Source organism: Sphingomonas sp., from assembly GCF_042091075.1.
GTDB lineage: Bacteria > Pseudomonadota > Alphaproteobacteria > Sphingomonadales > Sphingomonadaceae > Sphingomonas.
Genome location: NZ_JBELIE010000081.1, coordinates 1 through 14,435, shown reverse-complemented (window position 1 = coordinate 14,435; position 14,435 = coordinate 1). Strand labels below are relative to the sequence as shown.

13 protein-coding genes are annotated in these 14,435 nt (G+C 67.5%); 6 read left to right on the top strand and 7 right to left on the bottom strand.

Going from position 1 to position 14,435, the window contains the following annotated elements; all coding sequences use genetic code 11:
* Both ACFDSW_RS09720 and ACFDSW_RS09715 read left to right on the top strand, forming a co-directional pair.
* On the top strand, window positions 1-1,096 hold a 1,096-nt coding region (locus ACFDSW_RS09720; RefSeq protein ID WP_375250090.1), incomplete at its 5' end, for an acetyl-CoA C-acyltransferase.
* Window positions 1,097-1,311: 215 nt separating this feature from the next.
* Window positions 1,312-1,815, top strand: coding sequence for a pyridoxamine 5'-phosphate oxidase family protein (locus ACFDSW_RS09715; protein WP_375250089.1), 504 nt, complete (start codon window positions 1,312-1,314; stop codon window positions 1,813-1,815).
* A 132-nt stretch (window positions 1,816-1,947) separates the two neighbouring features.
* Here ACFDSW_RS09715 and ACFDSW_RS09710 read toward each other — a convergent pair whose 3' ends face one another.
* Window positions 1,948-3,165 carry a polyhydroxyalkanoate depolymerase gene (locus ACFDSW_RS09710; protein WP_375250088.1) on the bottom strand — a complete coding sequence of 406 codons (1,218 nt, stop codon included), beginning with the start codon at window positions 3,163-3,165 and terminating at the stop codon, window positions 1,948-1,950.
* A 173-nt stretch (window positions 3,166-3,338) separates the two neighbouring features.
* Here ACFDSW_RS09710 and ACFDSW_RS09705 point away from each other — a divergent pair, with 173 nt between their 5' ends.
* Both ACFDSW_RS09705 and ACFDSW_RS09700 read left to right on the top strand, forming a co-directional pair.
* Entirely contained in the window at window positions 3,339-5,111 is a 1,773-nt protein-coding gene (locus ACFDSW_RS09705; protein ID WP_375250087.1) for an ABC transporter transmembrane domain-containing protein, read from the top strand.
* A 115-nt stretch (window positions 5,112-5,226) separates the two neighbouring features.
* The gene (locus tag ACFDSW_RS09700) at window positions 5,227-6,384 is read left to right on the top strand and encodes a saccharopine dehydrogenase family protein (protein ID WP_375250086.1); all 1,158 of its coding nucleotides are present in this window, start codon (window positions 5,227-5,229) and stop codon (window positions 6,382-6,384) included.
* A 36-nt stretch (window positions 6,385-6,420) separates the two neighbouring features.
* On the opposite strand, the gene ACFDSW_RS09695 is transcribed toward ACFDSW_RS09700, so the two are convergent.
* The 5 genes from ACFDSW_RS09695 to ACFDSW_RS09675 form a co-directional block, all read right to left on the bottom strand.
* Entirely contained in the window at window positions 6,421-6,726 is a 306-nt protein-coding gene (locus ACFDSW_RS09695) for a hypothetical protein (protein ID WP_375250085.1), read from the bottom strand.
* Window positions 6,727-6,740: 14 nt separating this feature from the next.
* Window positions 6,741-9,023 carry a ribonuclease R family protein gene (locus ACFDSW_RS09690; protein WP_375250084.1) on the bottom strand — a complete coding sequence of 761 codons (2,283 nt, stop codon included), beginning with the start codon at window positions 9,021-9,023 and terminating at the stop codon, window positions 6,741-6,743.
* A gap of 87 nt (window positions 9,024-9,110) precedes the next feature.
* Window positions 9,111-9,890 carry a metallophosphoesterase family protein gene (locus tag ACFDSW_RS09685; protein ID WP_375250083.1) on the bottom strand — a complete coding sequence of 260 codons (780 nt, stop codon included), beginning with the start codon at window positions 9,888-9,890 and terminating at the stop codon, window positions 9,111-9,113.
* A complete protein-coding gene (locus ACFDSW_RS09680) occupies window positions 9,887-10,708 on the bottom strand; it encodes a diacylglycerol/lipid kinase family protein (protein WP_375250082.1) in 822 nt (273 codons plus the stop codon). The genes ACFDSW_RS09685 and ACFDSW_RS09680 overlap by 4 nt, the downstream gene beginning before the upstream one ends.
* A 47-nt stretch (window positions 10,709-10,755) precedes the next feature.
* Entirely contained in the window at window positions 10,756-11,544 is a 789-nt protein-coding gene (locus ACFDSW_RS09675) for a tyrosine-protein phosphatase (RefSeq protein WP_375250081.1), read from the bottom strand.
* 257 nt (window positions 11,545-11,801) lie between these two features.
* Here ACFDSW_RS09675 and ACFDSW_RS09670 point away from each other — a divergent pair, with 257 nt between their 5' ends.
* Together ACFDSW_RS09670 and ACFDSW_RS09665 are read left to right on the top strand one after the other, a co-directional pair.
* On the top strand, window positions 11,802-13,208 hold the full coding sequence (locus tag ACFDSW_RS09670) for a murein L,D-transpeptidase (protein ID WP_375250091.1): 1,407 nt from the start codon (window positions 11,802-11,804) through the stop codon (window positions 13,206-13,208).
* Window positions 13,209-13,252: 44 nt separating this feature from the next.
* Window positions 13,253-13,561 (top strand): hypothetical protein, encoded by a 309-nt coding sequence (locus ACFDSW_RS09665; protein ID WP_375250080.1) that lies wholly within the window; start codon window positions 13,253-13,255, stop codon window positions 13,559-13,561.
* A gap of 28 nt (window positions 13,562-13,589) precedes the next feature.
* Here the strand turns inward: ACFDSW_RS09665 and ACFDSW_RS09660 are convergent.
* The coding region (locus ACFDSW_RS09660; RefSeq protein WP_375250079.1) for an MFS transporter at window positions 13,590-14,435 on the bottom strand (846 nt) is incomplete at its 5' end.

Below are 14,435 nucleotides of genomic sequence, written 5' to 3'. Positions count from 1 at the left end.
GACGCTGGCCAGCCACGCGATCAAGGCCGCCGTCGAGCGCGCCGGCATCGACGGTGCCGAGGTCGATGATGTGATCATTGGGTCCGCGCTGCAGCAAGGGCATCAGGCGGGGAATATCGCGCGCACCAGCCTGTTGCGCGCCGGCCTGCCGACCAGCGTGTCGGGCATGTCGCTCGACCGGCAATGCGCCTCCGGGCTGATGGCGATCGCAACCGCGGCGAAGCAGATCATCGTCGACGGCATGGATGTCACGATCGGCGGCGGCGTCGACAGCATCAGCCTGGTCCAGACGCCCGAGATGCGGGTCGCGCCGGACAAGGAACTGCTGGCGATGCACAACGACATCTACATGCCGATGCTGCAGACCGCCGAGGTGGTCGCGAAGCGGTACGGCATCAGCCGCGATGCGCAGGACGAATATGGCTATCAGTCGCAGATGCGCACCGCCGCCGCCCAGGCCGCGGGCAAGTTCGACGACGAGATCGTCTCCGTCACCGCGACCAAGGCGAACGTCAACAAGGAAACCAAGGAGGTTTCCTATGAAGACGTCACGTTGAGCAAGGACGAGGGCAATCGCGCCGATACGACGCTGGAGGGGCTGAAGTCGCTCAAGCCCGTGCTCGGCCCGGACCTGAACATCACCGCGGGCAATGCGTCGCAGCTCTCCGACGGCGCCTCGGCGAGCGTGCTGATGGAAGAGAAGATCGCGGCGGCAAAGGGGCTGACCCCGCTCGGCCGCTATGTCGGCATGGCGGTCGCCGGCACCAAGCCGGACGAAATGGGCATCGGCCCGGTGTTCGCGATCCCCAAGTTGCTGGAACGCAACGGATTGACGGTCGGCGACATCGGTCTTTGGGAGTTGAACGAAGCGTTCGCGGTGCAGGTATTGTACTGCCGCGACCAGCTCGGCATCCCCAATGAATTGCTGAACGTCAACGGCGGCGCGATCTCGATCGGCCACCCCTATGGCATGTCGGGCGCTCGCATGACCGGCCACGCGCTGATCGAGGGCAAGCGGCGCGGCGCGAAATATGTGGTCGTCACGATGTGCGTCGGTGGCGGCATGGGCGCGGCCGGACTGTTCGAGGTTCTCTGACCGCTTAACGGGGCGTCCGCGACCGCCATCAGGCGCGTGTCGGTGACGTCATGTCCGGCTCTCGATCGAGCCCCGGTTGCTGCCGCAGCCGGGGCTCGTCGCGTTGGGGGCCGGATCGACACCTTAGTCATTGATCCTCGGCGCTTCCGTCATACTCGCGCAACCAACCTTCCCGCGCCTCGTTCTCGATAAAACCGACCGAGAGGAGTAGCACGATGGCCGACGCCAACACGGATCCGCGCGATCTGAAGACCGACCTGTGGAAGAAAATGTCGACCAGCCCGTTCGTGATGGTCGGCCCCGCCGACGGATCGACGCATAGTGAGCCGTTGACGGCGCAGCTCGATGAGGATCAGGTCGACACCTTGTTCTTCTTCATCGGCAAGGACAATCGCGTCGCGGGCAAGGACAAGCTGATGCTGCAGTTCGTGTCCAAGGGGCATGATTACTTCGCCTGCCTGTCCGGGCGCGGCCAGATCGCCAACGATCGGGCGCAAATCGACAAGCTGTGGAATAATCAGGTCGAGGCCTGGTTCCCGGGCGGCAAGGAAGACCCCAATCTGGCGTTGCTGCGCGTCGATATCGACAGCGCCGAATTGTGGGAAACCGATATGTCGCTGGGCGGGAAGCTGAAGATGCTGTTCGGCGGCACGATCCGCTCGGACGAAGCAGGCAGCCACGCGAAAGTCGGCACGACTGCGGAAAACTCGCCAGCGTAATCCGCAATTATGCGTAAGTGACGAGGCGGCGGATGGACAACCATCCGCCGCCTCTTTCAATGGTAACGAACGGCGGCGAGACGCCGCATGTCCGGCGTATTCAGCCTGCGCCCGCCGTCACCGATCGCGTCCTCAGGCGTGCGTGGCGATGAATTCCTCCACCACCGGCGCAATGCGGTTACGCCACTTCGATCCGTTGAAGATGCCATAGTGACCGACCCCCTCGGCCATCAGATAGCGCTTCTTCTCGTCGGGCAGATGCGTCGCCAGCGTGAGGGCGGCCTTCGTCTGGCCCAGCCCCGAGATATCGTCGCGCTCGCCCTCGATCGCGAGCAGTCCCACGTCGGTGATCGCGCCCAGATCGACCGGGCGGCCGCGATGCGTCATCTCGCCCTTCGGCAGCTTGTGGTTCTGGAAGACGGTATCGATCGTTTGCAGATAGAATTCGGCGGTCATATCGCAGACCGAGCGATATTCGTCATAGAAGCTCTTGGTCGCGTCGGCGCTTTCGCCGTCCCCCGTGACGAGATGCTTGAACAACTCGTAATGGCTCATCATGTGATTGCCGAGGTTCATCGTCATGAACCCGCTGAGTTGCAGGAAGCCGGGATAGACCTTCCGCCCCGCACCCGGATACAGCAGCGGCACCGTCGCGATGACATTGTGCTCGAACCAGGCGAAAGGCCGCTCGGTCGCCAATGTGTTGACCGCGGTCGGCGCTTCGCGCGTATCGATCGGGCCGCCCATCATCGTCAGCGTGCGCGGGCGACACGGGTGGCGATCCGCGCTCATCAGCGCCACCGCCGCGAGGGACGGCACCGACGGCTGGCACACCGCCAGCATATGTGCACCTTCCCCGATCGTTTCGAGGAACGACACCAGATAATCGATATAATCGTCGAGGTCGAAACGGCCCTCGTCGGTGGGCACCAGCTTCGCGTCGCGCCAGTCGGTGATATACACGTCCGCGACCGGCAGCATCCGCTCCACCGTACCGCGCAAGAGCGTCGCGAAATGGCCGGACATCGGCGCGACGATCAATAGCTTGGGCTGCCCCTCGACACCTTCGCGCACGAAGCGCTTGAGCTGACCGAACGGCTTTTGCGCGACGATCTCTTCGTGCACCGCCACCTCGCGGCCATCGACGGTCGTCCGCGTGAAGCCGAAGGCGGGCTTCCCGCGCGACGCCGCCGCATGCGCGAACACTTCCAGCGCCGACGCCATCAGCGGCCCACCCCCCAGATAACCGAGCGGGTTGGACGGATTTTTCAGCCAGTTGGCCCCGAACGTCGCCATCGCGCTGGCGGATGCCAGCCAGGAGCGCTGAAATTCATAGGCATCGTACAGCATCGTGTTCCTTCCTCGCCCGGCCGGCATGCCCCGATATGGGCCCGGCGCGCTTTTAATACAAACGCTTTACGCTGCGATGCAGCATTATCGCTTCACGCGGGAAGATCGTTCCAACATGGCGCAGCGAACACAGTCGGATTGAGCGTGACGGGTGGGCGCGCTAGGGCGCTGTCATGGCCAGCGTTCCCGATGTCGCTCCGTCCCGCCGTATCGGCAATCTCGCGATGGTATGGCAGCGGGCACGCCGCTACCCGGCGCAGATCGCCGCCGCCTGCCTCGCGCTGGCGGTCACTTCGGCCGCGACGATCGCGATCCCCTACAGTTTCAAGCGCGTGATCGATCGCGGCTTCGTCGGCGGCGGCACCGCCGACTCGATGGCCTCGTCATTTCACTACATGCTGATGATCGTGCTGGTCCTCGCACTCGGCACGGCGGTGCGCTTCTACTTCGTATCGTGGCTGGGCGAGCGGGTGGTGGCGGATATCCGAACCGATGTGCAGCGCCACCTGATGACGCTGAGCCCCAGTTTCTACGAGGAAAACCGCCCCTCCGAGATCGCTTCGCGGCTGACCGCCGACACAACGCAGATCGAAACCGTGGTGGGCAGCACGGTGTCGATCGCGCTGCGCAACAGCTTCACCGCCGTCGGCGGGCTGATCTATCTCTTCGCCATTTCCCCGAAGCTGGCGGGCATGCTGCTGCTGGGTATTCCATTGATCATCGCGCCGATCGCGCTGCTCGGCAAACGGGTCCGCACCCATTCGCGCACCTCGCAGGATCGCATCGCTGACGTGGGATCGATCGTCTCCGAAACGCTGGGGGCGATGAAGATCGTCCAGGCATTCGGGCAGGAGCGCCGCGAGAGCGCGCGCTTCGGCGAGGCGGTGGAAGCGACGATGGCGGCAGCACAAAAGCGCATCGCGCTGCGCGCGGTGATGACCGCGATCGTCATCGGGCTGATCTTCGGCGCGATCACGCTGGTCTTGTGGGAAGGCGCGATCGACGTCGCGGCGGGCCGGCTCTCCGGCGGCGCGATCGCCGCGTTCGTGCTGACCGGCGGCATCGTCGCTGGCGCATTCGGCGCGTTGACGGAGGTGTATGGGGATCTGCTGCGTGGCGCCGGCGCGGCCGGGCGCCTGTCGGAGTTGCTGTCGGAGCGTCCCACGATTGCCGCCCCCGCCCATCCGGTCGCGCTTCCCTTCCCGCCGCAGGGCCGCGTCGCGTTCGAGCAGGTCGAGTTCCGCTATCCCACGCGCCCCGATGTCGCGGCACTGCATGATTTCACCCTGTCGGTGGAACCGGGCGAAACGCTGGCGGTGGTCGGCCCATCGGGCGCAGGAAAGTCGACGCTGCTCCAGTTGCTCCAGCATTTCTACCGACCCTCGGCGGGCTCGGTGCTGGTCGACGGCGTCGACCTGCGCCGCGCGGACCCGGCGGCGGTGCGGGCGCGGATCGCGATGGTACCCCAGGAAACAGTGATCTTCGGCACGACCGCGCGCGACAATTTGCGTTATGGCCGCTGGGACGCGAGCGATGCCGAGATCTGGCGCGCAGCGGAGGCCGCCAACGCCGCCGACTTCCTCCGCGCCCTGCCCGACGGGCTTAATACCTTTCTGGGTGAGGGCGGCGCGCGGCTGTCGGGCGGCCAGCGGCAGCGCGTCGCGATCGCACGCGCGCTGCTGCGCGACGCCCCGATCCTGCTGCTCGACGAAGCGACCAGCGCGCTCGACGCCGAAAGCGAGCGATTGGTGCAGGATGCGCTCGAGCGGCTGATGGTCGCCCGCACGACGATCGTCATCGCGCATCGCCTCGCCACCGTCCGTGCCGCCGACCGGATCGTGGTGATGGACCAGGGCCGTATCGTCGAGGCAGGTCGCCACGCGGATCTGGCGACACGCGGCGGCCTGTACGCGCGGCTGGCAAGCCTGCAGTTTCACGACGCCTGACCAGCTACCTCCCCTCACCACGCCCGCCGGCCGGGAGGGTATGAAGCGGGCGAGATGACTTGCCCGGCGCCCTCCGCTGCTTCACATTCCGCCCAAAGACGTACAGGAGAGGATCATGGCCCGCGAATTCGACGTCATCGTCTATGGCGCGACTGGCTTCACCGGGCGGCTGGTGGCCGAATATCTGGCGCAAACCTATCCCCAGGGGGTGCGTTGGGCGATGGCGGGGCGTTCGTTGACCAAGCTGCAGGAGGTGCGCGCCGAGATGGGCGTGCCTGCCGATATCCCGCTGATCACCGCCAACGCCGATGATCCCGCCTCGTTGCGCGCGATGTGCGAACGCGCGACGGTGATCATCACGACGGTGGGGCCGTATCAATTGTATGGCAATGATTTGGTCGCGGCCTGTGCGGCGACGGGCACCGCTTATGTCGATCTGTGCGGCGAGCCGGCGTGGATGCGCGGGATGATCGACCGTCACCACGCCGAGGCACAGCGGACCGGCGCGCGGATCGTGTTTTCCTGCGGGTTCGACTCGATCCCCTTCGATCTGGGCATGCTGACCTTACAGGAAGCGGCGCATGCGCGCTTCGGCCAGCCGGTGCCCCGCGTCAAATGCCGCGTCCGGCAGATGAAGGGCAAATTCTCCGGCGGCACCGCGGCCAGCCTGAAGGCCACCATGGCGGCGGCGGCGCGCAATCCGTCGCTGGTGATGCTGCTGACCGACCCGTTCGCGCTCGCGCCCGGCCATGCCGGCCCCCGTCAGCCGGCGGGCCTGCTGCCCGAGTTCGATAGCACCATCAACGCCTGGGTCGCCCCCTTCGTGATGGCGCCGATCAACACCAAGAACGTGCACCGCACCAATTTTCTGCTCGGGCAGCCATGGGGCGACATCGTCTATGACGAGATGGTGGTCGCCGGGCTGGGTGATATGGGCAAGGCGGCGGCGGAGGCGCTGGCGAAACTCAACCCGCTGGCAGGTGACAAGGGCCCCAAGCCAGGCGAGGGCCCATCGAAGGAAGAACGCGACGCCGGTTTCTTCGACATATTGTTCGTCGGCCTGATGCCCGATGGCCAGCGGATCGATGCGGTGGTGACCGGCGACAAGGACCCCGGCTACGGCTGCACGTCGAAGATGCTCGCTGAAAGCGCATTGTGCCTTGTCAACGACGTGCAGGGCGACGGCGGCATATGGACGCCGGGCGCGTTGATGGGCGTCAAGCTGCGTCAACGGCTGGTGGCGAGCGCGGGGATGACCTTCACCGCGGGCTGATCGTCTGGCCTCGCACGGCGGCGAGGGTGCGGCCCCTCACCCGCCGAGCGCGAGCATCCCGGCGGCGGCGAAGCCGGCGATTGCGAGCATCCCCAGCACGCGCGCGATCGACTCCTTCTGGAAATCGCCCAGTCGCTTCTCGACCAGCCAATATTTGCCCTCGGGCGTCTTCTCGATCGCGCCGAACGCCAGCATGCGATCGAAGATACGGCGTTCCAGCCGCTTGTCCGGTCGCTCGAACGGGATCGCCGCATCGTTGCGCGTCGCCCCCGCCGAGATGAAATGCCATTCGATGCGCTTGCGCATGCGCACCACCGTCGCTGCTATTACGGTTCCGGACATGCCGTGAGCCTTCCCTATCTCTTGCCGCCCTGATGACGGATATTTGCGGGCCGACCCCGCCGCTTCAAGACTCGCGGCGGGCGTGATGACCCGTTCTGACGCCCCGTCGGGGAGGCGTAGCGCCCCTCCGGCAGTTCGAAGCGGAGCGCCCCCGATACCGGATTGGCCTCGGCCAGCCGCAGCGCGATGCGCTGCCCCTGCGCGTAGCGATCGCCGCTATGCTCGCCGATCAACTGCCGGGCACCCTCATCATAGCGGAAATATTCGCTGCCCAGATCGCGTACCGGCATCAAGCCGTCGCCGCCGACGCCCTCGACCGTCGCGAAAAAGCCGAACGAAGCCACCCCGGTGATCCGCGCCTCGACCAGTTCGCCCACCCGCTCCGACAGGAAGGCGGCGACATAGCGGTCGATCGTGTCGCGCTCCGCCTCCATCGCGCGGCGTTCCAGCGCGCTGATCGTCTCGCCCGCGCGCTCGAAATCCTCGTCGCCCTTCAATCCGCCAGGCCCGAGCGCATAAGCCGAGACCAGGGCACGGTGCACCATCAGGTCGGCATAGCGGCGGATCGGCGAGGTGAAATGCGCATAGCTGCCCAATGACAAGCCGAAATGGCCGTGGTTGGCGGGAGCGTAATAGGCTTGCGTCTGCGTCCGCAGCACCTGTTCCATGATCTCGGGTCGGAACTCGGCATCACCGACGCGTTCGAGAATATGGTTGAACGTCGCCGGGCGGATCACCTGACCCAGTGCGAACGGCACACCGAAGGTTGCAAGATAGTCCTTCAACGCCATCAGCTTCTCGCGCGCTGGCGGCTCGTGCACGCGATACATCACCGGCGCCTTCTTCGCCTCGAGCGCCTTGGCGGCGGCGACATTGGCGGCGATCATATAATCCTCGATCAGGCGATGCGCATCGAGCCGTTCGCGCGGCGCGACCGACATGATCCGTCCCTTCTCATCAAGCTGCACGCGACGCTCGGGCAGGTCGAGTGCCAGCGGCTCACGCTTGTCCCGCGCCGCCGCCAGCGCGCGCCAGCAATCCCACAGCGGGGCCAGGGCCGTCTCGATCAGCGCCGCATCCCAGCGACGCCCGGGGTTCGCGGCGGTCGGCGCATCGATCGCGGCCTGCGCATCCTCATAGGCGATATTGGCCGCCAGCCGCACCGTCGCGCGCGTGAAGCGCCACGATGCCAGTGCCCCCGCCTTCGTCACCTGGAGATGGCATGCCAGCGCGGCGCGATCCTCGCCCGCCTTCAGCGAACAGACGTCCGCCGACAGTACCTCGGGCAGCATCGGCACGACGCGATCGGGGAAGTAGACCGAATTGCCGCGCCGTCGCGCCTCGCGATCGATCGCCGTGTCGGGGCGGACGTAGAAGCTCACATCGGCGATCGCGACGATCGCCTTCCATCCGCCGTCATTGCCGGAATCGTCATCGGGCGCGGCCCAGACCGCATCGTCATGGTCGCGCGCGTCGGCGGGATCGATTGCGACGATCGGCAGATGCGTCAGATCCTCGCGCCCGTCCCCCAGTGGCTGGCGGGCGACCCGCTCCGCCTCCGCCAGCGCATCTTCGGAAAAGACGTCGGGGATGCCCAGTTTGTGGATCGCGATCAGCGAAAAGCTCCGCGGCGCGAACGGATCGCCCAGCCGCTGCACAACCCGCGCGGTGATCCGCGGCGGGCGTCCGGCCATTTCCGCCAGCACCAGATCACCGGCGCGCGCCTCGCCGGCATCGGACACCGCCCAGTCGCGGCGCTCTTTCTTGTCGACCGATTGCAGGAACAGCCGATCCCCGTCCGCCCGCAACACGCCGATGATCTGCTCCGCGCTTCGTTGCAGCACCTTCATCGGGTGCGCGATCCAACCCTGGCCGGCTTCCTCGGTGCGCGCCAGGATCCGCTCCCCCACGGCCAGCGCGCCGCGCCGGCTGCGCTCCCGCACACGGATGCGCGGGCTCGGCGTATCGGCTTCCCAGCGTTCCGGCTCGGCCCAGACGTTGCCGCCGTCGTCGACGTCGACGATCCGCAACACCGTCACCTTGGGCAACCCGCCCATCCTGTGAAACGCCCGGCCCGGCGCGCTGTCGATCAGGCCTTCGTCGGCCATGTCCTTCAGCCGTGCCTTCAGCGCGATCTTCTCCTGCGCGCTCAGCCCGAAGGCGCGCGCGATCTCCCGCTTACCGGCCGGCACGTCGGAGGTGGCGATGAAGTCGAGGATCTGCTCGCGCGTCGGCAGCCCGGCGGTTGGTTTCTTTGGCACAGCATGCAGATAGTCGTTCGGGCGGGTCAGCGCCATGGCCGCTTTCCGGCAGCGTGCCTGCCCCGCCTGCCATCCGGCCACAGCGCGTGCAGGGATAGCGCGCTCGCATGGAACACGCCGCGACTACGCCCGCCCGGCCAGCGCCGTCTCACTGATCGAATGAACCGGCGCGTCGGACATGGTGCGTACCAGCGTCTCGAACCGCCCCCCGCTGATGCGGATCTCGTTGAACGCGGGCGGCGTCTGACGGGTGCGTTTGGACAGCGTGCCCGCGCCGATCAGTCGTAGCCGCCAGCCGTCGCGTTCGTAGGGCACGTCGAACGGATCGTGCACATGCCCGGACAGCACCGCATGCGCGCCCGCATCCGCCAGTGCCGCCAGCGCCTGATCGCCGCCATGCGTCTTCGCGGTGCCCCGGGTGCCGCCCTCGATCAGCGGATGATGCCCCGCGACGAAGATCAGATGATCGTCCGGAGCCGCCGCGATCAGCGCCAGCGCGCGCCGCAGCGATCCGCTGCTGACGCGCCCCTTCGACCAGTTCCACCGCCATTGTGCGCGAGCGGTGGTCTTCAATGGCACCACCGTGATCCCGGCGACGTCCAGCGGGCGTTCGATCATCCGCTCGACCGCGGCGAAGCGCGAATAGGGCGCGAACAGCCGCCGCAGGGGATCCCAGTAATACGGCAGATCGTGGTTACCCACCTCCAGCGTCACCGGCACGCCGAGGCTGCGCAGCCATGCGCCGCCGGCCTCGAACTCCGCCTTGGTGGCCCGCATCGTCAGATCCCCGGTCATGATCACCGCATCGGGCTTCTCCGCCGCGACACGCTCGCTGAACCAGGCGATCGCCGCCGGATCCTCGGCACCGAAATGGACATCGCTGACATGGAAAAGCTTGGTCATGCGGATAACTCACGGGTCTGAAGAAACATGCGGCGGGTGGAGCCTGCGGTAATGGCGGTGCCCGGCGACAGCAACGCCGGCTCGCCATCGAACAACGCGGCGGCCGGGCGCCGGCCGACGATATGGAAGCACGCGCGCTCCACCACCGTCACCGCCGGGGCGGCCATCCAGTCGCCCGTCAGCCATTCCCAGCCGAGCCGGGCGATCCGGCCAGCATCGCGCGCCTCGATCGCCCTGGCGGACAACATCCCCTCCCCCGCGGTGGCGATGAAGATCGCCTGCGCGCGCGCCGGCAGGGCGTCGAGGCGCACCCCCTGCCGCAACGAGCGGCGCGCGGCATGAACCATCGCCCGCCACCAGCCGCGCCAGCGCCCCGCCCGCCAGCGTTCCCGCGCGCGGTTCCAGCTAGTCGCCGGACCGAGGATGACGCCCACCACCGCGACCTCCCCCGCCGCCTCGATCGTCGCCAAGGCGACGCGCGGCGCATGCGGCGCGCGGGCGATGATCGCGGCATCGTCGACGTCGCCGTGCAATCGTTTTGCGAGCAGGTTCATCGTCCCGCCCGGCAGGATCAGTACACCCCGATCCCAGTCCGCCAGCGCGCGCACCACCGCGTTGATCGTCCCGTCTCCCGCCAGCACCACGACCGTATCCACGCCGGCGCCCGCAAGCTGCGTCAGCGACGGCAGCGGCTCGGTCGGGAAATCCGTCCGCCCGGCGATCGTCGCGTTCGCCGAGAGCAGCGCCAGCGCGGCGTCGCGTCGTTGTTCCGAAACGCTGCCCGAGGCGGGATTGAAGATGCACCAGGCCCGTGTCATGCCCTCTTCAACGCCCGTCGCCCGTCCGGGCTGCACGGCCGCCACGGTCAGGCGATCAGCCGCGCGCGCAAACGCTCCAGCGCGGCCGCATCGACCGCCAGCACCGCTTCGGCATAGCCGGTGACGGAGCCGTAACGTGCCTGGATCGCATCGAAGGCGGTCATCAGATAATCCGGGTGCACGGACATCAACGTGACGATCGCATCGTCGTCCATCTGCGCGCCATAGCGCTCGCGAATGCTCGCCGCCGCTGATCCGATCCGCGCCGCCTGATCGCCAGCCGTGTTGGTCAGCAGATAATCCGCCATGATATCGTCGGCATGCACCCCCAGCAGATGATGCAGCAGCGCGACCGCCCATCCGGTACGATCCTTCCCGGCGAGGCAATGGACCAGGCTGCTGCCGTCCTGCGTCGCCAGCGCGGCGAAATAGAGCCGCAGACTGTCGACCAGCACCGGGCGGAACGGCATCGTCGTGTAGAGTTGCGTCATCGCCGCCTGCGCTTCGTCGGCGGAGCGGATGCCCTGCCCGGCCTCCTCATGCGGCGCCAGACTGTCCCCGGCCGTCTCGCCCGCAGCGAACAGCACCTCCGCGCCAAACTCCGGATGCCGCACGCACGGTGCCGCGCGGCGTTCAGCATCGCCGCGCAGATCGACGACGGTGCGCAGGTGCAGCGCCTGCACAGCGCCGAGGTCCGCCGGGGTGGCGCCGGCATGCTGTCCCGATCGGAACAGCGTCGCGGTGCGCAACACGCCGTCGACGGCGCGATACCCGCCATAGTCGCGGAAATTGTGGATCCCCTGCAGCGACCGCACTCGCTCAAATTCGGTATCCATGCTTCCTCCGCTGGCTTCCGTGGCCTAAGGTGGGCGACGGCGTCTCGCGTGCGTTGTCACGCCCGGCGCCGGACCGCAAATCCCGTATCTTCCCCGTTCATCGTGGGGACGGACGGTGATGGGCATAGACGCGCGATATGACGATTCGAATAGCGGGGAAGCACCGGGTGACACGAGCAGCCAACGGCACAACCATCGGACAACGCGCCCTGATCGTCGCGGCCGGGCTGCTCGCCAGCACCGCCGCATCGGCGCAGATGGTCACCCCCCGCGCGGGCGGCACGCCGGTTCCGCTGGTCGTCCCGCCCGCGCCGGTCGGCGCGACGAGCGTCACCGCGCCGGTCTATCCGACGATCACCAGCGCCCAGGCGCATCAGCTCGCGCAGCTGATCGCCGACGACGAGGTGTCGCAGGGGCTGCGGATCGGCAAGCCCCGCGATCTGGCGTCGCTGGACAGCGCCACGCTGGTGCGGATCGCGCTCGATCACGCGCGGGCGGTGCACAGCGGGCGGCTGATGCCCGACGATTTCCAGAAGGACTGGGGGATCCGTCCCCAGCCCTATGATCCGCTGCCCGGCTTCACCGCGGCGGTGGCGCAGGATCGGCTGGCGGCATGGGTGCGATCGCTGCCCCCGCCCTATGTCGGCTATGATACGCTGGTGAAGGGGCTGGATCGTTATCGCACCATCGCGGCGGCGGGCGGCTGGCCACAGTTGAGCGTCGCGCCGGTATTCGGCAGCCGCGGCCCGGCGGTGGCGAAGCTGCGCGAGCGGCTGGCGATGGAGGACCCGGCGGTGCCGGCGAGCGGTGACCGCTTCGACGCCGCATTGCTCGATGGCGTGCGGCGCGCTCAGCGACGTTACGGCCTTAATCCCGCCGGGCAGGTGGGCGCGCAGACGCTCGCCGCGCTCAACGTGCCCGTCGAACAGCGCATCCGGCAGATCATGGCGAATATGGAACGCTGGCGCTGGCTGCCCTCCGAGCTGGACCGGCACCGCGTTCAGGTCAATATCGCGGCGGCGGTGCTGACGGTGTTCGACGGCGACGAGCCGGTGATGTCGATGAAGGCGGTCACCGGGCGGCCCGGCAACGAAACGCCGATGCTGGTCAGCCGCATCAACAGCATCGTCATCAATCCGCCGTGGAACGTGCCCAGCTCGATCGCCACGAAGGAATTGTGGCCGAAGGAAAGGGCCAACCCCGGCTATCTCAAGCGCAACGGTTTTCGCGTGATCGACAATGGCGACGGGTCAAAACGCCTGCAGCAATCCTCGGAGAAGAGCGCGCTGGGCCGGTTCAAGTTCGATTTCCCGAACAATTTCGCGGTCTATCTGCATGATACGCCCGCGCAATCGGGCTTCTCGAAATTCGATCGGCTCGCCAGCCATGGCTGCGTCCGGCTGGAAAAGCCCGCCGACCTCGCCAAGCTCCTGATGCGCACCACGCCCGACTGGCAACCCGACAAGATCGATGCCGCCGTCGAAGCCGGCAAGACGGTACGCGCGCAGATGGCGGAGCCGGTCAGCGTCTACCTGATGTACTGGAGCGCGTTCGCGAACCAGAATGGCCAGGTCGGCTTCCGCGACGATCCCTATGGCTGGGACGGCAAGCTGGCCGCCTCGGTGGAACGCCGCTCCGCGACCCAGGCACTGGCGTCGCGGTGACACCCGGGCCCGCCGACACCGACACGATAACCAAGGGGAAGAATGTGAAGACCTTGCCAGTCCGCCCGCTGATGTTTGCCGCGCTTGCCACGGCGGCGGCATTGTCCGCCTGCTCGCGCTCCGAACCCGAGCAGCCGGCGCCGACCAATGAGGTGATGCCGACCGAGACTCCCACGTTCGAACCCACCGATCAGCCCAGTGCCGAGCCGACCGCGATCGAGCAACCGATCGTCAACGACACCGTCGCACTGCCGCCCGAAGAGGCCGCCGCCCCCGACGAGCAGATGCTCGACGACGCCTCCGCCACCGGCATGACCGCCCGCACCCAGCGCGACGAGGCACAGAAACAGTAAGCGTCGTCGCCCGCCCGGCGGCGCCGCTTCACGCCGGGCAAGCGGCTGCGCGCGTCGGGCGATGAGCCGCGAGCAGGATCATGAGCGCGGCTGCCGCCATCGTCGCGCCCGCGATCGCCACGATGGGCAAGCCCCATCCGGCGCCGATCACGCCGCCGCCCAGCGCCGCACCGATCGCATTGCCCAGATTGAACGCCCCGATGTTCATCGCGGAGGCGAGGTTCGGCGCGTCCGATGCCGCGTCCATCACCCGCATCTGCAAGGGCGGGACGGTCGCAAAACTGGCGATACCCCAGATCAGGATCGCGACGGCAGCGGTCAGCGGCCATTGCATCAATATGGTGAAGGCGAGCAACGTCACCGCCATGATCGCCAGCATCATCGTCAGCGCGCGGTCGACCGAACGGTCGGCGAGCCTGCCGCCGAGCGCATTGCCGATCGTCGCGCCGACCCCGAACAGCATCAGCATCCCGGTGACATAGGCGGTCGAGCCATGCGTCACGTCGCGCAGGATCGGGACGATATAGGTGAAGACGGTAAACACGCCGCCGAAGCCGATCGTGGTCAGTGCCAGCGCCATCAACACAGGACCGCGTTTCAACACGCGCAGTTCGGCACGCATGTCGCCGCCCCCGGCAGCGGGGAGCGGCGGCAGCGCCAGACGTAGCGAGAGCATCGCGATCGCCCCTACGCCAGCAATCCCGGCGAAGGCGGTACGCCAGCCGATCGCCTCGCTGACCCAGGTCGCCGCCGGCACACCGCCGATGGTGGCGACGGTCAGCCCGGTGAACATCGCTGCCACCGCCCCCGCACGCCTGTCCGGCGGCACGAGGCTGGCGGCGACCACCGATCCTACGCCGAAGAACGCGCCATG